Here is an 18,504-nt window from a genome sequence, read left to right as displayed (position 1 = left end):
GCGATCCGGATCGCCCGGGTCACTGCCACGGGTTGATCGGGTTGACGATGTCGGCCGTCAGCGTGAGGACCATGAAGCCGGCCATGATCACCACGGCGGCGTACGTGATCGGGAGCAGTTTGTAGTAGTCGACGGCCCCGCCGGGTGCCCGGCCGAACCAGCGCCGCACGGTGTCGCGGCCCTTCTCGTAGCCGACGATCGCCATGTGACCGCCGTCGAGCGGGAGTAGCGGGACCAGGTTGAACAGGCCCAGGAAGAAGTTGATGCTGATCAGGAGCATCCAGAACATGTCCCACAGACCACGCTCGACGGCCTGGCCGCCGAGCACCGAGGCGCCGTAGACGCTGACCGGGGTGTCGAGGGCACGTTCACCGCCGGTGACTGCCGTCCACAGCGCACCGATCTTCGACGGCAGGGACAGCAGTGCGTTCCAGGTCTCGACGAACAGGTCGCCCGTGAAGCCGATCGCGCCGGGCACGATGTCGGTCACGCCGTACTGGATCATCGTCGGCGGGACGTCGTAGGCGATGCCGACCATGTTGTAGGTCTGGGTCTCGGAGGTGCCGTCGGCGTTCCTCGCCGTCACAGTGGTGGGCTCGGGGGTCATCGTCAGCTCGAGTCGCTGACCGTCGCGGTCGACCGTCAGCGCGACCGGGCCGGTGGACTCGCGGATCACCGGGGTCAGATCCGACGCCTGCCCGACCGGCTGACCGTTGATCGCCACGATGTCGTCACCGGGGAGCAACCCGGCGGCACCCGCGGGGCCGGTGCCGGCGCAGGGCGCGTCGGTCTGCTCGTTGCCTTCGATGGTGATCGTCGACGGGACGCACTGGGTCTTGCCGACGGTTGCCGGAGTCGGGCCGGGGTTGAGGTTCGGCAGGCCGAACGTCAGGCCGACGATGATGATGAGGACGAAACCGAGGAGGAAGTTCTGGGCCGGTCCGGCGAACAGCACGACCAGGCGTTTCCAGGCCTTCTGCTTGTACATCGCCCGGTCCTTCTCGTCCCAGGCCAGTTCCTCGTGCGGGGTCATCCCGGCAATGTCGCAGAAACCGCCCAGCGGCAGCGCCTTGATCCCGTACTCGGTCTCGCCGCGCCGGGTGGACCAGATCGTGGGACCGAAGCCGACGAAGTACCGCCGGACCTTCATGCCCGTCGCCTGTGCGGCCCACATGTGGCCGCACTCATGCCAGGCGACCGACAGCAACAGCGCCACGGCGAACAGCGTGACGCCGATCGCGAAACTCACGTACCTACTCCATCCGGATCACGGGGCGCACCCGCTCACGACAGCCGCCGATCAGACGGATGCGGCCGCGACCAGCTGCGCAGCACGATCCCGGGCCCACCGATCGGCGGCGAAGACCTCTTCCACAGTACCTGGCGTCCGGCGCCACTGATCTGCCTCGCCGAGCACCTCCTCGATGACCTCGACGATGCGCGGGAACCGGATCGCACCTGCGAAGAACCCTGCTGCGGCGGCCTCGTTGGCCGCGTTGTAGACGGCCGTCAGGCTGCCTCCCGCCGCACCGGCGCGTCGAGCCAGGTCGATCGCCGGGAACACCGCGTCGTCAACGGGCTCGAACGTCCACGACGACGCGGTCGAGAAGTCGCAGGCCGTCGACGATCCGGGCACCCGGTTCGGCCATCCCAGGGCCAGGGCGATGGGCAGCTTCATCGACGGCGGTGAGGCCTTCGCCACGGTGGCACCGTCGACGAAGGTCACCATCGAGTGCACGATCGACTGCGGGTGGACGGTGACGTCGATGTGGTCGTAGTCCACGTCGAACAGCAGGTGCGCCTCGATGACCTCGAGGGCCTTGTTGACCAGGGTCGCGGAGTTGAGCGTGATCATCGGGCCCATCGACCACGTGGGATGTCGGCCGGCCTGCTCGGGGGTGACGTCCTCGAGTTGCGCACGGGTCCATCCGCGGAACGGGCCACCCGACGCGGTGAGGACCAGTCGGTCCACCTCGGCGGATGTTCCCGCGCGCAGACACTGTGCGATCGCGGAATGCTCGGAGTCGACCGGGACGATCTGCCCCGGGGCGGCCGCGTCGAGGACGAGCGCCCCGCCCGCGACGAGTGACTCCTTGTTGGCCAGCGCGAGCCGGGCACCCGATCGGAGTGCGGCGAGGCTGGGCGCCAGACCGATCGAGCCGACGACGGCGTTGAGGATCACGTCGACCCCGGTGTCCGCGGCGACGGCGTCGACCAGATCGCACATGGCGTCCGGTCCATTCAGGACCCGGCCGCCGAGACGTTCGCCGAGTTCCTGCGCCCGCGTGGCGTCCGCGACGGCGATCCGCGAGGCCGGCACGCCGAACGCGGCGGCCTGATCGGCGAGCAGATCGGGATTCGACCCGCCGGCACCCAGACCGGCGACCTCGAAGCGATCCGGGTGCTCGGCGATCACCTCGAGAGCCTGGACGCCGATGGAACCGGTGGAGCCGAGAATCAGCACGCGTGTGGGCACGCACCCATTCTGGACCATCCTCGTCGACGAACCGCCGCCGGTGACACCGGACCGACCTGCGGGCGGGGGGTGCCGCTATGCTGCTCGGAGAACTACTACCGATCGTCAGACATCTGACGTCCGCGCTGTGAGGAGTGGCTGTGGCAAGCACCGATGTTGAGCACACTGTGGGGCACGGCGATGGAGGGCATGGCGAAGTCGAGGTCATCGACACCGGCTGGCGCCGCGAGCCCGCCGATGCCCCGTCCGCCCGGTTCGGCTGGCACGGAGCGGGGACCAAGACCTTCTACGGTGCGGCCATCTTCTTCGCGCTGTTCCTGCTCGCGATGATCATCGGCAACCACACCGGACGCATCGAGGACCTGTACCTCATCGCCTTCGCCGCGGGCACGCTCTTCCTCGTGGTGCGCGGGTGGTGGATGAACCGCGGCAAGTGGTCCTGACCGGACGCCTCGCCACATCTACGACGAACGCCGAGCGGTGATCCGCTCGGCGTTTGTCGTCTCTTCTGTCGCAGCCGGCCCCGGTCCGGCGCTCGGCGTCAGCGCTCTTCGGCCGCCAGCTGACCACACGCGGCGGCGATCTCCTGCCCGCGCGTGTCGCGAACGGTGCACGAGACTCCCTGCTCACGGACCCGGCGGACGAACTCGCGTTCGACCGGTTTGGGACTGGCGTCCCATTCCGAGCCCGGCGTCGGGTTCAGCGGAATGAGATTCACATGAACGAGTGACCCGAGGGCTCGGTGCAGCTTCTCCCCCAGCAGGTCGGCCCGCCAGGGCTGGTCGTTGACGTCCCGGATGAGCGCGTACTCGATGGAGACGCGCCGTCCGGTGGTGTCGGCGTAGTAGCGGGCCGCCTCGAGCACCTCGGCGACCGACCACCGGTTGTTGACCGGGACGAGGGTGTCGCGCAGTTCGTCGTCGGGCGTGTGAAGCGAGACGGCGAGCGTCACCGCGAGCCCCTCGTCGGCGAGACGGCGGATCGACGGCGCGAGACCGACGGTCGACACGGTCACCGAGCGCGCGGAGATCCCGAGACCCTCCGGCGCCGGCGAGGTGATCTGCCGGACGGCGCTGACCACGCGCTTGTAGTTGGCCAGCGGCTCACCCATGCCCATGAACACGACGTTCGACAGGCGTCCGGGCTCGCCGAGTTCGCCGTCGCGCAGCGCGCGGGCCGCGGCCCGCACCTGGTCGACGATCTCGGCGGTCGACAGGTTGCGGTCCAGTCCGCCCTGCCCGGTGGCACAGAACGGGCAGGCCATGCCGCAGCCCGCCTGGCTGGAGATGCACAGCGTGTTGCGATCCGTGTAGCGCATGAGGACGCTCTCGAGGAGCGTGCCGTCGTGCAGGCGCCAGAGCGTCTTGCGGGTGGAGTCGTCGTCGCAGGAGATGTGCCGGACCGGGGTGAGCAGCTGCGGGAAGAGCTTGTCCCGCACCGATTCGCGCGACGCCGCCGGCAGATCCGTCATCTCGTCGACGTCACCGTTGAGGCGCGCATAGTACTGGCGGGCCAGTTGATCGGCCCGGAACTTCGGCAGCCCCAGGTCGGCCAGCGCCGCGACACGACCGGCGGGGTCGAGGTCGGCGAAGTGTGTCGGCGGCCGCCCACGCTTGGGCGCGTCGAACACAAGTGGCAATGAGGTCATTTCGCCATTGTCGCATGTCATGATGAAGTGATGACGACACCCGAGGACCGACGGCACACGAGTTCGGTACCGGCGTGGGGCGAACAGCCCGCCGGGTCACCGCCACCGGCGACCGGTCACGCGCACACCCCGGAGCAGCACGCCCCTGACCCGGACCATCGCGATCGTCTCCGCCGCACGGTCGCCGACGTGGAGCACACGCGGACGCGCGCCACCTGGTTCGGCGTGGTGATCGGCGCGATCATCCTGGTCCTGTTGCTCGTCTTCATCGTGCAGAACCTCCAGTCGCAGAACATCGACTTGCTGTTCTGGGAGGTCAATCTGCCCCTCGGGGTCAGCCTGCTGATCGCGGCCATCGCCGGTGCGCTGGTCGTCGCGCTCGTGGGCGGCCTGCGAATGCTGCAACTGCGGCGCGCGCTGAAGAAGGCAGCCAAGTAGCGTTCGGCGCCGCGGTGGCCGTGCTCAGAGCAGCGCGGTGAGCACGACCCACACCACGAACGCCGACGGCAGCAGGCTGTCGAGCCGGTCCATGATGCCACCGTGGCCGGGCAGCAGCGTGCCCATGTCCTTGATCCCGAGATCACGCTTCACCTGGGATTCGACGAGATCGCCGAGGGTCGCGCAGACCACCAGGACCGGTCCCAGGATGATGCCGATCCACCAGTGGCTCTCGAGCAGGAACACCACGCAGCCGACGGCACCGACAGTGCCGACGACGAGGGAGCCCACCATGCCTTCCCAGGACTTCTTCGGACTGATCGCCGGCGCCATCGGGTGCTTGCCGAACATCACGCCCGCGGCGTAGCCGCCGACGTCGGAGCACACCACGACGACCATCAGCGTGGCCACTCGGGCAGCCCCGTCGTCCTGTACCACCAGGTGGGCGCCGAACGACGCGAGCAGCGGCAACCACGCCAGCACGAACACGGTGACGGCGAGGTCGCGGAGGTAGTTGACCGGCGCCTTGTCGATGCCCTGCCCGAGGAGCTTCCACACCATCGACACCAGGGCCGTCGCCACGAAGGCGACGAGGGCTCCGGTCGGACCCCAGGGCCAGCTCGCCCAGATGATGGCCTGGCCGCCGATGAGCAGCGGCCAGAGAGCGACGTCGTAGCCACCGGTGCGGAGACGTTTGATGACCTCCCAGGTGGCGACCGCGAACGCGACCGCCACGAGGCCGTACCAGACCTTCGGGACGAAGATCAGGATCGCGATGATGCTGATACCGAGTGTGCCGCCGACCGCGATCGCGGCCGGCAGGTCGCGGCCGGCGCGCGACTTCTTCTCACCGCCCCGTTGCGGAACCTCGTTCACACCTCGAGCAATTCGTCTTCTTTGTGCTTGACCAAGTCGTCGATCTGGTGCACGTAGGTCGCGGTGGTCTTGTCCAGTTCCTTCTCGGCGCGCGACACCTCGTCTTCGCCGGCCTCGCCGTCCTTCTGGATGCGCTTGAGCTCGTCGGCGGCCTTGCGGCGCACGTTGCGGATCGCGACCTTCGCGTCCTCACCCTTGCCCTTGGCCTGCTTGACCAGATCGCGGCGACGCTCCTCGGTGAGCTGCGGGACGGCGACGCGGATGATCGTGCCGTCGTTGGTCGGATTGACCCCGAGGTCGGAGTTGCGGATCGCGGTCTCGATGTCGCGCAGCGTCGACGCCTCATACGGCTTGATCACGACGAGTCGCGGTTCGGGCGTGTTGATGCTCGCGACCTGGGTCACGGGGGTCATCGAGCCGTAGTACTCGATGTTGACCTTGTTGAACATGGCCGGATTCGCCCGCCCGGTGCGGATGGAGCCCATGTCCTCCTTGGCGACGTTGACCGCCTTCTCCATCTTCTCCTCGGCGTCGAGCAACGCGTCGTCGATCATCTTCGTCCTTGTTCCGTTCGGTCGGTGTTCTCGTCGATCTCGGGTCAGTCGCCGGGTCAGGTGCTGACCAGGGTGCCGATGCGGTCGCCTGCGACCGCACGGGCGATATTGCCCTGCTGGAGCAAATTGAACACCAAGATCGGCATCTTGTTGTCCATACACAGGCTGAAGGCCGTCGCGTCGGCTACCTTGAGCTCCTTGTCGAGCACCTCGCGGTGAGTGATCTCGGTGAAGAGGGTGGCGTCGGGGTTAATCCGCGGGTCGGCGTCGTACACGCCGTCGACGGCCTTGGCCATCAGGACCACCTCGGCCTTGATCTCCAGCGCACGCTGGGCCGCGGTGGTGTCGGTGGAGAAGTACGGCATCCCCATACCGGCGCCGAAGATGACGACGCGGCCCTTCTCCAGGTGCCGCTGGGCACGCAGCGGGAGATACGGCTCGGCGACCTGCCCCATCGTGATGGCGGTCTGCACCCGGGTCGAGATCCCGCGCTTCTCCAGGAAATCTTGCAGCGCAAGGCAATTCATGACCGTGCCGAGCATGCCCATGTAGTCCGAGCGGCTTCGGTCGAGCCCACGTTGCTGGAGTTCGGCGCCGCGGAAGAAGTTGCCGCCGCCGATCACGACGGCGACCTGGACACCGGAATTGACGACGTCGGCGATCTGGTCGGCGACGGTACCCACGACGTCGGGGTCGAGCCCGACCTCGCCGCCACCGAACATCTCGCCGCCCAACTTCAGCAAGACCCTACGGAATCCATCCCGCCGGATGGGGTCGGACGCTTCACTCATCGGCTTCCTCACTCGTCGGTTCGGTGAACTATGTTACGTCGTCTCCCCCACCCACCCGCGACGCGCTCCGCGCGCGCCGTTCTCCGGGCGGACGGGAGATCACGAACGCCCCGCCTCCGTGAGGAGACGGGGCGTTCGTGGCGTGTCATCGAATCCCGCTGCGGTGCAGCGGGATCGACAGATCAGGCCTGGCCGACCTCGAACCGGGTGAATGCCTTGACGGTCACACCGGCGTCGTCGAGCAGGGCCTTGACGGACTTCTTCGAGTCCTGGACCGAGGCCTGGTCGAGCAGCACGACGTCCTTGTAGAAGCCGTTGACGCGACCTTCGACGATCTTGGGCAGGGCCTGCTCGGGCTTGCCCTCCTCCTTGGCCGTCTGCTCGGCGATACGACGCTCGTTCTCGACGACGTCCGCGGGGACCTCGTCGCGGGTGGCGTAGCGCGCCTTGAGCGCGGCGACCTGCATCGCGGCGCCGCGAGCGGCCTCCTCGGCGGCCTCGCCCTCACCGGTGTAGGACACCAGCACGCCGACGCCCGGAGGCAGGTCCGACGCGCGCTTGTGCAGGTACACGGCAACGGGACCGTCGTAGTAGGCCACGCGCCGGAGCTCGAGCTTCTCGCCGATCTTGGCCGAGAGAGCCGCCACGGCCTCGTCCACGGTGCCGTCGCCGAGCGGAGCCTTCTTCAGCTCGTCGAGGTCGTTGGTCTTCGCCGCGGCCGCCGCGTTCACGATGTCATCGGCGAGCTGCTGGAACTCACCGTTCTTCGCGACGAAGTCGGTCTCGGAGTTGATCTCGATGAGGGCGCCGCCCTTGGCCGCGACCAGGCCCTCGGCCGTGGAGCGCTCGGCGCGCTTGCCCACGTCCTTGGCGCCCTTGATGCGCAGCTCTTCGACGGCCTTGTCGAAGTCGCCGTCGTTGTTGGCCAGCGCGTTCTTGCAGTCGAGCATTCCAGAGCCGGTGAGCTCACGGAGACGCTTCACATCAGCTGCGGTGTAGTTCGCCATCGTCGGCGAGCCTCCTTGGTGAAAGTGTTGGGGACCGGACTGCGAGCAGCGGGACTACTGAGCAGCCGGGGCGTCGGTCGCGGCGGCGTCGCCGGCCGGTGCCGCAGCCTGGGTCAGCAGTTCCTGCTCCCACTCTGCCAGCGGTTCGCCACTGCCGGCCTCGGGCTTGGCGTCGCCGCTGGCGGCGCCGGCACGGGCCTGGACACCCTCGGCCACGGCCGAGGCCACGACGCGGGTGAGCAGTGCTGCGCTGCGGATGGCGTCGTCGTTGCCCGGGATCGGGTAGTCGACGAGGTCGGGATCGCAGTTGGTGTCCAGGATCGCGATGACCGGGATGTTCAGCTTGCGCGCCTCACCGACCGCGATGTGCTCCTTGTTGGTGTCGACGACCCACACGGCCGACGGAACCTTGGCCATGTCGCGGATACCGCCGAGGGTGCGCTCGAGCTTGTTCTTCTCACGCGTGAGCATGAGGATTTCCTTCTTGGTGCGTCCCTCGAAACCGCCGGTCTGCTCCATGGTCTCGAGCTCCTTCAGGCGCTGCAGGCGCTTGTGGACGGTCGAGAAGTTGGTGAGCATGCCACCGAGCCAGCGCTGGTTGACGTAAGGCATGCCGACACGGGTCGCCTCCGCGGCGATCGATTCCTGTGCCTGCTTCTTGGTACCGACGAAGAGGATGGTGCCGCCGTGGGCGACGGTCTCCTTGACGAACTCGTACGCCTTGTCGATGTAGGTCAGCGTCTGCTGCAAATCGATGATGTAGATGCCGTTGCGGTCGGTGAAGATGAATCGCTTCATCTTCGGGTTCCAACGGCGGGTCTGGTGCCCGAAGTGTGCGCCGCTGTCCAGCAGCTGCTTCATGGTCACGACAGCCATGATCGTCCTTTTCTCGCAGTTGTCGTCGGTACCGTCGGTACCGACCCTGGCGCCTGCGGCCGAGTGCCACCCGAGACGGCATGGGCCGTTCCGGGACTGCTCACTTGGCGTGTGTTTCTCGACTGTGCTGGTCAGGGCGTCGAAGCCCGGAGCGTCACAGACCTGAGTGCAGGCGCGCGAAGTCACCTCATCAACGAGCGATGAGGTGCGTGGGAGAGTTTACGCCGCGGCGGATGGAACACCAAAACGCCTTCGCCCACGTCGGAGCCTGTTGGGGTGATGCAGTTGGAGGTCGAATCGGCATCGACCGCGCGCCCGGCGGATCCCATCCGGCTTCCGCTGCGTCCAATCAGCGTGCCATCCCGATCACCGCGTGTCCTCGCCGCGTTCCTGCCGACCGTCCTCTGCGTCGTCGGTCCGGTCCCGGCCGCCGCGTCCGTCGGTGTGTACGCGGCGCCGTTGTCGCCCCGGCCCACCGTGGTCACCGCTTACGACGAGCCCGAGAAGCGATGGCAGCCCGGTCACCGGGGCGTCGACCTCGCGGCCGGGCCCGGCCAGACCGTCCGCGCGGCGGGGGCCGGTCGCGTGCGCTTCGCGGGAACGGTCGCCGGCCGGCCGGTGGTCTCGGTGTCCCATCCCGACGGCGTGACCACGACGTACGAACCGGTGGAGGCGAGTGTCGACGCGGGTGATCACGTCTCACGAGGTGAGGTCATCGGGACCGTGCTGACCGGTCATCCGGGTTGCCCGGTGCCCGCCTGCCTGCACTGGGGCGCTCGACGCGGTAGCGGCCGTGCTGCGGACTACCTGGACCCGCTGGGCCTGCTCGGGGCCGTGCGCGTCCGGCTCAAACCGGTCGACTGACGGCGGTCACGCTCGCGGGTGCGCCTGACGATGGACGGCTCGCAGACGTTCGACGCTCACGTGCGTGTAGATCTGCGTGGTGGCGAGCGACGAGTGTCCGAGCAGTTCCTGGACGACGCGGAGGTCGGCACCACCCTCGAGCAGATGAGTGGCGGCGCTGTGCCGGAGTCCGTGTGGCCCGGTCGCCGGGCCTCCGCTCGCCTCGACCGCGCGTGACACGACCGAGCGCGCCATCCGCTGGTCGAGCCGTCCGCCGCGGGCACCGAGCAGCAGGGCCGGCCCGGACGCGTCGGTCACCAGGGCCGGACGTCCGGAACGCAGCCAGGCGTCGATCGCGCGTGCGGCGGGCTCCCCGTAGGGAACCGACCGTTCCTTGTCGCCTTTGCCGATCACCCGCACCACACGTCGCCCGGCGTCGACGTCGCCGACGTCCAGCCCGCACAACTCCCCCACTCGAACTCCGCTGGCGTACAACAACTCCAGGATGACCCGGTCCCGCAGGGCGATCGGGTCGTCGGGCGCACGATCCACTCCGGTGGCCGCGATCGCGGCCTCCGCCTGGGCGGGGGCCAGTACGGCGGGCAGGGTCCGATGCGCCTTGGGCGCCTTCAATCGCTGTGACGGGTCGGCCGCCAGGTAGCCCTCGCGGACCGCCCACGCGCAGAACGTCTTCGCCGCGGAGACCTGTCGGGCCACGGTCGTGCGCGCGGCGCCGCGCCGGGTCAGTTCCGCGAGCCAGGCACGCAGCAGCGGGAGATCGATGTCGGCCACCGCGATGCCCCGGGCACCGGCGAACGAGACGAGGGCGCGAGCCCCACCGACATAGGCGCGGATCGTGTGCTCGCTGCGCCCTTTCTCCAGGCGCAGGTGGTCGGCGAAGTCGTCGAGCATGGTCACGACCTCACCGCGTCGGACACCCGAGTGCAACCGCACACGCGGCGTCGTGGCCGAATCGGTGCGGTATCCGTCTGGGCCTCAGCCCTGAGCGCCGACCGACTCCTCCTCGGCCCGCAGGTCGGCTTTCCACTGTCGGAAGCCCTCCTCGGTCCGGCCGCGCCGCCAGTACCCGGAGATCGAGGCGTTGGCCGCACTCACGCCGCGTTCCTTGCGGATGTAGGCCCGCAGGTTGTGCATGACGGCTTGCGCCTCACCGTGGATGAACACGTGCGGTTCGCCGTCGAGCCATTCCATCGCGCGCACCGCCGTGATCAGCGGGGCGTTGTCACCGGCGAGCGAATCGTCGACGTCCGCCGCGGGTCCGCCGCGGTGCACCCACGAGACGTGCGCCCCGGCGGGTGCGTCCAGGTCGAGTTCGTCGTCGGGGCCGGCGACCTCGATGAAGACCTTGGCGACGGCGTCGGCGGGAAGCGCTTCGAGTGCGGCGGCCACCGCGGGGAGACCCGCCTCGTCGCACGCCATCAGATGCCAGGGGGCGTCGGATCGCGGACGGTAGCCACTGCCCGGCCCGATGAAGCGGATCGTCTCGCCCGGCTCCACCGAGGCCGCCCAGGGGCCGGCGATGCCCTCGGTGCCGTGCACGACGAAGTCGACGACGAGCTCGCGGGCCTCCGCGTCGACCCGGCGCACCGTGTAGGTACGCAACACGGGTTGCCGCTCGGGCGCCTCCTTCGTACGGATCTCCTGGAGATCGAACGGTTCGGGATAGCTGACACCCGGCGGGGCGAAGACGAACTTCACATACATGTCGGTGTCGGGTTCTCCGGACCTGCCCAGCGCCGGTCGAAAGTCGTCGAACCCCTCCCCGCCCAGGTAAAGGCGTACGAAATGCGGGCTGATCCGCTCTCTTCGTAGCACCGTCATCGTGTTCACGCGTTTCGCCATCGAACCTCCCTTTCGGGTCAACCCTACGCCTACGAGATTAGGCCACCCTTAGCTTTAGAGCGGCGAACCACCCATCCGCGGTTGTAAGGTTTTCTATCGATCAAGCGATGTGAATTTGAGACTTTGCCATTCCTAAAGTCAGACGTCGCGAGACCCGACCAGAGGTGACTCCATGCCGGATCAGCCCGTGGACCAGTCCGCTCCGCGCCGCGGCTCGCGGCTCAGTGTGGACGACTGGCTGGAGGCCGCGACCCAGATCCTGGTCGACGACGGGATCGACGCCCTCAAGATCTCGCGCCTCAGTGCGCGCCTCGGTGTGACCAAGGGCAGCTTCTACTGGCACTTCACCGACATCGGGGCGCTGAAAACCGCGCTCGCCGAACACTGCCGACGGGCACAGTCGGCGGCGGCCGACCGGATCGAGGCGCTGGAGGCCCTACCACCGGTCGAACGGGTCGAAGGGATGGCCCGCTTGCTGTCGGATCCTCGTCGCTGGGCGATGGAGTCCGCCCTGCGCCGCTGGGCCCAGACGGACGAGTCGATCGCGAACTCGGTCGATGCACTCGACTGCCGGATCTTCTCGATCGCAATCTCGGCCATGCGCGAACTCGGGTTCTCGGAGGCCGAGGCGCACGCACGCGCGACGACGCTCCTGTACGCGGGAATCGGTTATGTCCATGCTCACGGCCGTCTGAACGAGGCGACGGTCGAGGATCTGCATGTCATCATCGACGTCCTCACCCGCCGCTGAGGTCACGCCAGCCGCCATCGTCCGTCCACGTTCTGCACGTACCCCTTGATGTCGAGGTGCGCGAGCGCCGCGCGGACGGCTCCGATGTCGAGGCCGGCGGCGAAAGCGATCTCGTCGATCCCCACGCCACCCCGGCCGGGAATGGCGTCGTGGACCCGAAGTTGCTCGGCGTCGAGCGCGTCGGTCGGTTTCGCGCGGCCGCGGCCGATGTCGCCCCCACCGTCGGGTCGTACCAGGTTGATCACCGACGCGACGTCGGACACCAGTACGGCGAGCTCGTCGGCGATCATCCGGTGGCATCCGACCGAGGTCGCCGAGGTGACGGGACCGGGAACGGCTCCCAGCGGCCGGCCGAGCTTGCGCGCCCACGCGGCGGTGTTCGCCGCGCCGGACCGTCGCCCTGCCTCGACCACGACGGTCGCGCCGCTCATCGCGGCGACCAATCGGTTCCGGGTGAGGAACCGATGTTTCGCCGCTGTCGTCCCGGGCGGGTACTCGCTGATCACCGCGCCCGTGCGAGCGATCGCGGTCAGCAGCGACGAGTGGGACGCCGGGTAGTCGCGGTCGATCCCACACGCCATCACCGCCGCGGTCACCCCGCCCGCCGCGACGACCGCGCGGTGAGCGGCGCCGTCGATGCCGAACGCCCCGCCGGACAGCACCGCGAATCCGTGGGTCGACAACCCCGACGCGAGCGTCTGCGTGACGTGTTCGCCGTACGACGACGCGGCACGGGACCCGATCAACGCGATCGACGCAGCGGCGAGGTCGTCGAGCCGGGCCGGACCGCGCACCCACAGGGCGAGCGGTTCACCTCCGCGCGCCGCCGTGTCGGCCTGCCCCAGCGCCAGCAGCGACCAGGCCGGCCACTCCGGATCGGCACGGGTCACCAGGCGCGCGCCGACCCGCTCGGCGGCGTCCAGATCATCGATCGCACAGTCTGATTCGCTCCGGGCCGCGGTGGCGGCGAGCACCGCCTCGTGGCCGCCGGGCACGGTGCGCCGACGGATCGCCTCGGCCGCCTCGACCGGACCGATGTCGTCGACCAGCGCGATGACCGCGGCGCACGGCGGTTCGGCGACCCGCGCCAGATAGGCCCAGGCGATGGATTCCGGCGACCGGGGTTCCGACGGATGGGCGGGGATCACCAGGTCGCTCCTCGGTCTCGGTACAGAAGTGCCTGTGCGACATCGTCTTCGACGGGACGTCCGGAACCGCTCAGATCGCTGAGGGTCCATGCCAGCCGCAGTGCGCGATCGGCACCGCGGGCGGTCACGCGGCCGTCCCGGAGGAACAGTTCGATGGGCCGCAGCACGTCGGGCGGCAGCCGGAACCGTTGCCGCAGCGCGGACCCCGGGACCTCGGCATTGGTGCGCCACCCGAATTCCGCCCACCGCTCGATCGCGGTGGCGCGCGCGGCGGTGACGCGGCTCCGGACATCCGCACTGGACTCCCCCGCACCGCTCATCAGCGCGGTGTTGCCCGGTGGGTCCATCCGCACGCGGATGTCCACGCGGTCCAGCAGCGGTCCCGACAGCTTGCCCAGATAGCGCCGCCGCACGACGGCCGTGCAGACGCAGTCGACGTCGTGGGCGGGCGCGCACGGACACGGATTCGCCGCCAGGATCAGCTGAAAGCGCGCGGGATAGACCGCCATGCCGTCACGCCGGGGCACCCGGACCTCGCCGTCCTCGAGGGGTTCCCGCAGGGATTCGAGCGACTTGACACTCATCTCGGCGCACTCGTCGAGGAACAGCACTCCTCGATGCGCCTTGGACGCCGCGCCCGGCCGGGCGAAACCGGTACCGCCACCGAGCAGGGCTGTGATCGATGAACTGTGGTGCGGGGCGACGAACGGCGGCTCGGTGATCAACGGACGTCCGGGCGACAGCTCCCCCACCAGGGAATGGATCGCCGTCACCTCCAACGAGTCCTCCAGACCCAGCGACGGCAGAATGCCCGGCAGCCGACGCGCGAGCATCGTCTTGCCGATCCCCGGCGATCCGGTCATCAGAACGTGATGCGCTCCGGCGGCGGCGATCTCGAGCGCGTGCCGGGCCTCGTGCTGCCCGACCACGTCGGCCATGTCCGGGACCGGCGGCGCCTGCGTCGTCGTCGCCGCGTGCACCGTGTCGAGCACGTGGTCACCGGCCAGCCACTGCGTCACCTCTTTCAGACTGCTCGCTCCACCGACGTCCATCCCCTCGACGAGCGCCGCCTCGGCAACGGTCTCGATCGGCACGACCGCCCGCCGATACCCCTCCTGCCGCGCCGCGATCACCGCCGGCAACACCCCGCGGATCGGCCGCACGGTGCCGTCCAGACCGAGCTCGCCCAGGAAGACCGTCGATGACAACTTCTCCGCCGACACCTGTTGCGTGGCAGCCAGAATGGACACGGCCATCGACAGATCGAACCCCGGACCGATCTTCGGCATGTCCGCCGGCGACAACGCCACCGTCACCTTCAACTCGGGAAAACCGAACCCGGAGTTCTTGATCGCAGCCCGCACCCGATCCCGCGCCTCCCGGACCGACGAATCCGGATTACCCGTCACCGCGAACCCCGGCAGACCCGAACTCACACTCGCCTGCACGTCGACGACCTGCGCGACAAAGGCATTGAGCCCCACCGCCTGTGTTTGCCCCAACATGGGCACAGTCTCGCCGGGAACCTGCGTGGCGGGCGGCGCCGAACCACTCACACATCCGATCTGTGGATGACCTCGCGGTTGTGCACCGCCGTTCACAGCGGCCCGACTAGGCTCGACAACCGATGGACGACGGAACTTTCGACGATGCGTTCGTCGGCGATCTGGACCGACTACTCCGATGGCGTCGCGACGTCCGTCGCTTCCGCCGCGAACCACTCGAACCCCACGTGCTACCCGAGATCCTCGACGCTGCCGAACTGGCTCCGTCCGTGGGCAACAGCCAGCCGTGGCGCTGGGTCGAGGTGCGTTCCGCCGCAGCCCGGCAATCGGTGCGTGACAGCTTCACTCGCTGCAATGCCGACGCGCTGGACGGTTATACGGGTGAACGCGCACAACTGTATTCGTCGCTCAAGCTCGCCGGTCTCGACGACGCTCCCGTCCACCTCGCCGTGTTCTGCGAGCCCGGTGTCGAGCAGGGCCGGGGACTCGGCCGACAGACAGTGCCCGAGACGCTGGAGTATTCGGTCGTCACCGCGATCTCCACACTCTGGCTGGCGGCGCGGGCCCGAGGCGTCGGGGTCGGGTGGGTGTCCATCATCGAACCCGATCGGGTGACCGCGGCACTCGACGTACCGTCGTCCTGGAAGTTGGTTGCCTATCTGTGTGTCGGCTACCCCGCCCACGACTCGGAGACACCGGAACTCGAACGTGTCGGCTGGCAGTCGCGGACGTTCCCCGGGGAACGCTACTTCGTGCGCTGACACCAGATCGTGATCCCGCGGACCGCGCGATCCGCACGTAACTCCAGTAACAATAGTCACGTCAATCACTTCTGCCACAAGAGTAACTGGAGGACGCGCGTGTCGAGCCGTCTCACCACGAGTGTCCGACTGGCCCTCGCGGGGGTCATCGCATTCAGCGGCACCGCGGTCGCGCTGACGACCGGTGCCGGCGTCGCGCACGCCGCGCCGTGCGGCAACGCGGGCACGGGCTCGAGCTTCCTGGGGTTCGGGTCCAGTGGTTCCAGCGGTTCGAGTGGCTCCAGCGGGTCGGACGGCTCGTCGGGCAGCTCGAGCATTCCGAACCCGGGCCCGCAGCGGCCGCTGATCCCCTACGTCGGGTCCAAGTCCCGCACCGTCGGGTGGGTGACGGGCCCGCTCAGCGCCAACCGCACATTCAGCCGGTTCGGTATCGGCGGCACCGATCTCGGCGTCTCCTGGGACAACGGCCGCGGCCAGACCCTGATGGCGTTCGGAGACACCTTCGGCAACTGCAACGCGCCGGGACAGCAGTGGCGGCACAACGTGCTGCTCCGCACCGACGACGACAACCTCGCCAACGGACTCTCCGTCCCGGCCGGCCGCGCCGGCGACGTGACGTCGGGTTCGGTGATCGCGCCCGGCCAACCGAACTACGCGCAGGAACTGATCCCGTCGCTGGGCATCTCCAACGTCGAGGTCACCACCATCCCGACGGCGGCCATCTCCCTCCCGCACGGTGACGGCTACCGCCAGTACATCAACTACATGTCGGTGCGCTCGTGGGGTTCACCGGGCAACTGGGTCACCAACTTCTCGGCGATCGCCCATTCCGACGACAACGGCCAGACCTGGGTCACCGACCAGGACACCATCCTCATCAATGCGCCGGTCTCGCTCCGACTGCCCGGCGAGTTCCGTCCGATCGAGTTCAACAACGGCAAGTTCCAGCAGAACGCGTACGTCCGCGGCCGGCCCGGGACACCCGAAGCCGAGTACGTCTACCAATACGGCACCCCGAACGGACGATTCGGCGCCGCCTTCCTCGCGCGGTTCACACCCACGGACATCCTCGACCTCGACGCGTACGAGTACTGGGCCGGGAAGAGTCGCGGTTGGGTGGACGACATCGCCGCGATCCCCGACGACGGCTCGGCGGTCGTCGTCGGACAACCGGTCACCGAACTCTCGGTCGCCTGGAGCCCGTACCTCGAGAAGTACGTCATGCTCGATGGCGACAACGACATCACGCTGCGCACCGCCGATCATCCCGAGGGCCCGTGGAGTGCGCCGAAGACCATCGTGCCCCGAGGTGCGCTCGTCGTCTACGGACCGATGATGCTCCCCAACTCCCCCGCGCTGCAGGGGGAATCGAAGGAGCTCTACTTCAACGCGTCGCGGTGGAGCGACTACAACGTGATGCTGATCCGGACCGATCTGAGCAAGCTCTGACACCCGGGCTCACACGTGCACACCCTGGTGATGCCGCACCTGCGCACGAGCCAGATCGTCGGGAGCGGCCTGATCGAGGCGCACGCTGACGACGTCGAACCGGATCTGCGACCATCGCCGGTCCTGCGCCGCCAGCCACATACCGGCGAGTCGGCGCATCCGGGCGAGCTTCGTCGGCGTGACCGCCATGACCGGATCGTCGTACGTGCGGCTCGCGCGGGTCTTGACCTCGACGATCACCAGGACCGACCCATCTGTGGCCACCAGATCCAGTTCGCCATAGCGGGTACGCCAATTGCGCTCCAGGACAGTCCAGCCCAGGGATATCGCGTAGTCCGCTGCCACGTCCTCACCGAGCCGGCCGATATGACCGCGGCGATCGGGTCGAGGATGGTCGCGCGCTTGTGCACTCATGCTGATCAGATTCGCGCAGAATCGATTTCGCCGACCTCCCGAAAGCGAGCAACGCCCTGATCTGTGAACGATCAGGGCGTTGTCAACAGATTGCGCGTGGTCAGGGCTCGTCGGGCAGGCGGAGTTCCGACTTCTCGAGCTCTTCGATGTTGACGTCCTTGAACGTGATCACGCGGACCTGCTTGACGAAGCGCGCCGGGCGGTACATGTCCCACACCCAGGCATCGCTCATACGGAGTTCGAAGTAGACCTCGCCGTCGGTGTTGCGCGGGATCATCTCGACCGCGTTGGCGAGGTAGAAGCGCCGCTCCGTCTCCACCACGTAGGTGAACTGCCCGACGATGTCCTTGTACTCGCGGTACAGAGAGAGTTCCATCTCGGTTTCGTACTTCTCGAGATCCTCAGCACTCATCCTGTCAGCCTATCCCTGTTGTCGTTTGCGCTGGTGACCACACGTGCCGCGACATTACGGTACGACATGCGGTGTTGTGGTGAGGGGCCGGCGGCGTCGATGCGCGACATGTGCAACGCCGTGCTGTAGCCCTTGTGGATGGCGAAGTCGTACCCGGGCAGGTCCTCGTCCATGGCGACCATGATGCGGTCTCGGGTGACCTTGGCGAGGATGCTGGCGGCGGCGATGCACGCGGCGGCCCCGTCTCCCCCGATCACCGGCAGGGACGGCGCCGTCAGTCCCGGCACCGCGAAACCGTCGGACAGCACGTACCCCGGCTTCACGTCGAGGGCGGCCACCGCCCGGCGCATGCCCTCGATGTTCGCTACGTGGATGCCGATGCGATCGATCTCGGCGGCGTCGATGATCACCGCACTCCAGCTCTGCGCGTAGCGCGTCACCGAGCGGTACAGCTCCTCGCGGGTGCGCTCGGTCAGACGTTTCGAGTCGTCGAGGTCGGCGAGGGAGACGAGCTGCGTCGGCTTCAAGACGCAGGCCGCCACGACCAGCGGGCCCGCGCACGCTCCGCGGCCGGCTTCGTCGACCCCCGCCACGGGCCCCAGACCCTGCCGGTGCAGGGCGAATTCGAACGTCCGCAGACCCGCGGCACGGCGGACGGGTGAGCGGGGTGGCCATCGAGTCGTCACAGCTGT

21 protein-coding genes are annotated in these 18,504 nt (G+C 68.4%); 6 read left to right on the top strand and 15 right to left on the bottom strand.

Annotated features, from left to right (window positions below):
* Positions 1 to 19 precede the first annotated feature (19 nt).
* Entirely contained in the window at positions 20 to 1,249 is a 1,230-nt protein-coding gene (locus ACFVHY_RS08425) for a M50 family metallopeptidase (protein ID WP_390270756.1), read from the bottom strand.
* A 51-nt stretch (positions 1,250 to 1,300) separates the two neighbouring features.
* Positions 1,301 to 2,476: a 1-deoxy-D-xylulose-5-phosphate reductoisomerase gene (gene dxr, locus ACFVHY_RS08420; RefSeq protein WP_390270753.1), complete on the bottom strand. Its 1,176-nt coding sequence runs from the start codon at positions 2,474 to 2,476 to the stop codon at positions 1,301 to 1,303.
* A 140-nt stretch (positions 2,477 to 2,616) separates the two neighbouring features.
* On the opposite strand from dxr, the gene ACFVHY_RS08415 reads away from it, so the two are divergent.
* The gene (locus ACFVHY_RS08415) at positions 2,617 to 2,919 is read left to right on the top strand and encodes a DUF2631 domain-containing protein (RefSeq protein WP_159370640.1); all 303 of its coding nucleotides are present in this window, start codon (positions 2,617 to 2,619) and stop codon (positions 2,917 to 2,919) included.
* A 98-nt stretch (positions 2,920 to 3,017) separates the two neighbouring features.
* On the opposite strand, the gene rlmN is transcribed toward ACFVHY_RS08415, so the two are convergent.
* Positions 3,018 to 4,124, bottom strand: coding sequence for a 23S rRNA (adenine(2503)-C(2))-methyltransferase RlmN (gene rlmN / locus ACFVHY_RS08410; protein ID WP_065628976.1), 1,107 nt, complete (start codon positions 4,122 to 4,124; stop codon positions 3,018 to 3,020).
* 30 nt (positions 4,125 to 4,154) lie between these two features.
* Between rlmN and ACFVHY_RS08405 the strand changes: the two genes are divergently transcribed.
* Positions 4,155 to 4,562 carry a lipopolysaccharide assembly LapA domain-containing protein gene (locus ACFVHY_RS08405; RefSeq protein WP_390270749.1) on the top strand — a complete coding sequence of 136 codons (408 nt, stop codon included), beginning with the start codon at positions 4,155 to 4,157 and terminating at the stop codon, positions 4,560 to 4,562.
* Between the two features lie 24 nt (positions 4,563 to 4,586).
* Here the strand turns inward: ACFVHY_RS08405 and ACFVHY_RS08400 are convergent, their stop codons facing one another.
* The 5 genes from ACFVHY_RS08400 to rpsB form a co-directional block, all read right to left on the bottom strand.
* Entirely contained in the window at positions 4,587 to 5,438 is an 852-nt protein-coding gene (locus ACFVHY_RS08400; protein ID WP_159370638.1) for a phosphatidate cytidylyltransferase, read from the bottom strand.
* Complete coding sequence (gene frr / locus ACFVHY_RS08395; protein ID WP_058250099.1) at positions 5,435 to 5,992, bottom strand: ribosome recycling factor; 558 nt, start codon at positions 5,990 to 5,992, stop codon at positions 5,435 to 5,437. Before frr ends, ACFVHY_RS08400 begins: the two co-directional genes overlap by 4 nt.
* Before the next feature lie 56 nt (positions 5,993 to 6,048).
* Positions 6,049 to 6,783, bottom strand: coding sequence for a UMP kinase (pyrH, locus tag ACFVHY_RS08390; protein WP_390270745.1), 735 nt, complete (start codon positions 6,781 to 6,783; stop codon positions 6,049 to 6,051).
* A gap of 182 nt (positions 6,784 to 6,965) precedes the next feature.
* Positions 6,966 to 7,790 carry a translation elongation factor Ts gene (gene tsf / locus ACFVHY_RS08385; protein WP_058250094.1) on the bottom strand — a complete coding sequence of 275 codons (825 nt, stop codon included), beginning with the start codon at positions 7,788 to 7,790 and terminating at the stop codon, positions 6,966 to 6,968.
* A gap of 54 nt (positions 7,791 to 7,844) precedes the next feature.
* Positions 7,845 to 8,666: a 30S ribosomal protein S2 gene (gene rpsB, locus ACFVHY_RS08380; protein WP_058250093.1), complete on the bottom strand. Its 822-nt coding sequence runs from the start codon at positions 8,664 to 8,666 to the stop codon at positions 7,845 to 7,847.
* Positions 8,667 to 9,020: 354 nt separating this feature from the next.
* Here rpsB and ACFVHY_RS08375 point away from each other — a divergent pair, with 354 nt between their 5' ends.
* Positions 9,021 to 9,530, top strand: coding sequence for a M23 family metallopeptidase (locus ACFVHY_RS08375; protein WP_390270742.1), 510 nt, complete (start codon positions 9,021 to 9,023; stop codon positions 9,528 to 9,530).
* 6 nt (positions 9,531 to 9,536) lie between these two features.
* On the opposite strand, the gene ACFVHY_RS08370 is transcribed toward ACFVHY_RS08375, so the two are convergent.
* Together ACFVHY_RS08370 and ACFVHY_RS08365 are read right to left on the bottom strand one after the other, a co-directional pair.
* A complete protein-coding gene (locus ACFVHY_RS08370) occupies positions 9,537 to 10,421 on the bottom strand; it encodes a tyrosine recombinase XerC (RefSeq protein WP_058250297.1) in 885 nt (294 codons plus the stop codon).
* Positions 10,422 to 10,505: 84 nt separating this feature from the next.
* Complete coding sequence (locus ACFVHY_RS08365; protein ID WP_390270739.1) at positions 10,506 to 11,372, bottom strand: siderophore-interacting protein; 867 nt, start codon at positions 11,370 to 11,372, stop codon at positions 10,506 to 10,508.
* Between the two features lie 172 nt (positions 11,373 to 11,544).
* On the opposite strand from ACFVHY_RS08365, the gene ACFVHY_RS08360 reads away from it, so the two are divergent.
* On the top strand, positions 11,545 to 12,123 hold the full coding sequence (locus tag ACFVHY_RS08360) for a TetR/AcrR family transcriptional regulator (RefSeq protein WP_390270736.1): 579 nt from the start codon (positions 11,545 to 11,547) through the stop codon (positions 12,121 to 12,123).
* 2 nt (positions 12,124 to 12,125) lie between these two features.
* On the opposite strand, the gene dprA is transcribed toward ACFVHY_RS08360, so the two are convergent.
* Complete coding sequence (gene dprA / locus ACFVHY_RS08355) at positions 12,126 to 13,268, bottom strand: DNA-processing protein DprA (protein ID WP_390271485.1); 1,143 nt, start codon at positions 13,266 to 13,268, stop codon at positions 12,126 to 12,128.
* The gene (locus ACFVHY_RS08350; protein ID WP_390270733.1) at positions 13,268 to 14,776 is read right to left on the bottom strand and encodes a YifB family Mg chelatase-like AAA ATPase; all 1,509 of its coding nucleotides are present in this window, start codon (positions 14,774 to 14,776) and stop codon (positions 13,268 to 13,270) included. Before ACFVHY_RS08350 ends, dprA begins: the two co-directional genes overlap by 1 nt.
* Positions 14,777 to 14,898: 122 nt before the next feature.
* On the opposite strand from ACFVHY_RS08350, the gene bluB reads away from it, so the two are divergent.
* Positions 14,899 to 15,537 carry a 5,6-dimethylbenzimidazole synthase gene (bluB, locus tag ACFVHY_RS08345; RefSeq protein ID WP_390270730.1) on the top strand — a complete coding sequence of 213 codons (639 nt, stop codon included), beginning with the start codon at positions 14,899 to 14,901 and terminating at the stop codon, positions 15,535 to 15,537.
* Positions 15,538 to 15,636: 99 nt separating this feature from the next.
* Complete coding sequence (locus ACFVHY_RS08340; protein ID WP_390270727.1) at positions 15,637 to 16,986, top strand: DUF4185 domain-containing protein; 1,350 nt, start codon at positions 15,637 to 15,639, stop codon at positions 16,984 to 16,986.
* A 9-nt stretch (positions 16,987 to 16,995) separates the two neighbouring features.
* On the opposite strand, the gene ACFVHY_RS08335 is transcribed toward ACFVHY_RS08340, so the two are convergent.
* The 3 genes from ACFVHY_RS08335 to ACFVHY_RS08325 all read right to left on the bottom strand — a co-directional run bounded on the left by ACFVHY_RS08335 (position 16,996) and on the right by ACFVHY_RS08325 (position 18,498).
* Positions 16,996 to 17,400, bottom strand: a complete 405-nt coding sequence (locus ACFVHY_RS08335) for a YraN family protein (protein WP_390270724.1) — start codon at positions 17,398 to 17,400, stop codon at positions 16,996 to 16,998.
* Between the two features lie 100 nt (positions 17,401 to 17,500).
* Complete coding sequence (locus ACFVHY_RS08330; RefSeq protein ID WP_004572292.1) at positions 17,501 to 17,812, bottom strand: DUF2469 domain-containing protein; 312 nt, start codon at positions 17,810 to 17,812, stop codon at positions 17,501 to 17,503.
* Entirely contained in the window at positions 17,809 to 18,498 is a 690-nt protein-coding gene (locus ACFVHY_RS08325) for a ribonuclease HII (protein WP_390270721.1), read from the bottom strand. Before ACFVHY_RS08325 ends, ACFVHY_RS08330 begins: the two co-directional genes overlap by 4 nt.
* Positions 18,499 to 18,504: the final 6 nt, after the last annotated feature.

It is taken from the genome of Gordonia sp. NPDC127522, from assembly GCF_042672305.1.
Lineage (GTDB): Bacteria > Actinomycetota > Actinomycetes > Mycobacteriales > Mycobacteriaceae > Gordonia > Gordonia hongkongensis.
Note: the sequence above shows the minus strand (reverse complement) of the source record. Positions and strands in the feature narration are given on the sequence as shown.

Bases quoted from the DNA above. Each gene is read 5' to 3' on its own strand.
- rlmN (WP_065628976.1), bottom strand. From the start codon at position 4,124: ATGACCTCATTGCCACTTGTGTTCGACGCGCCCAAGCGTGGGCGGCCG.
- ACFVHY_RS08405 (WP_390270749.1), top strand. From the start codon at position 4,155: ATGACGACACCCGAGGACCGACGGCACACGAGTTCGGTACCGGCGTGG.
- frr (WP_058250099.1), bottom strand. From the start codon at position 5,992: ATGATCGACGACGCGTTGCTCGACGCCGAGGAGAAGATGGAGAAGGCG.
- pyrH (WP_390270745.1), bottom strand. From the start codon at position 6,783: ATGAGTGAAGCGTCCGACCCCATCCGGCGGGATGGATTCCGTAGGGTC.
- tsf (WP_058250094.1), bottom strand. From the start codon at position 7,790: ATGGCGAACTACACCGCAGCTGATGTGAAGCGTCTCCGTGAGCTCACC.
- rpsB (WP_058250093.1), bottom strand. From the start codon at position 8,666: ATGGCTGTCGTGACCATGAAGCAGCTGCTGGACAGCGGCGCACACTTC.
- ACFVHY_RS08370 (WP_058250297.1), bottom strand. From the start codon at position 10,421: ATGCTCGACGACTTCGCCGACCACCTGCGCCTGGAGAAAGGGCGCAGC.
- ACFVHY_RS08365 (WP_390270739.1), bottom strand. From the start codon at position 11,372: ATGGCGAAACGCGTGAACACGATGACGGTGCTACGAAGAGAGCGGATC.
- ACFVHY_RS08360 (WP_390270736.1), top strand. From the start codon at position 11,545: ATGCCGGATCAGCCCGTGGACCAGTCCGCTCCGCGCCGCGGCTCGCGG.
- ACFVHY_RS08350 (WP_390270733.1), bottom strand. From the start codon at position 14,776: ATGTTGGGGCAAACACAGGCGGTGGGGCTCAATGCCTTTGTCGCGCAG.
- bluB (WP_390270730.1), top strand. From the start codon at position 14,899: ATGGACGACGGAACTTTCGACGATGCGTTCGTCGGCGATCTGGACCGA.
- ACFVHY_RS08335 (WP_390270724.1), bottom strand. From the start codon at position 17,400: ATGAGTGCACAAGCGCGCGACCATCCTCGACCCGATCGCCGCGGTCAT.
- ACFVHY_RS08330 (WP_004572292.1), bottom strand. From the start codon at position 17,812: ATGAGTGCTGAGGATCTCGAGAAGTACGAAACCGAGATGGAACTCTCT.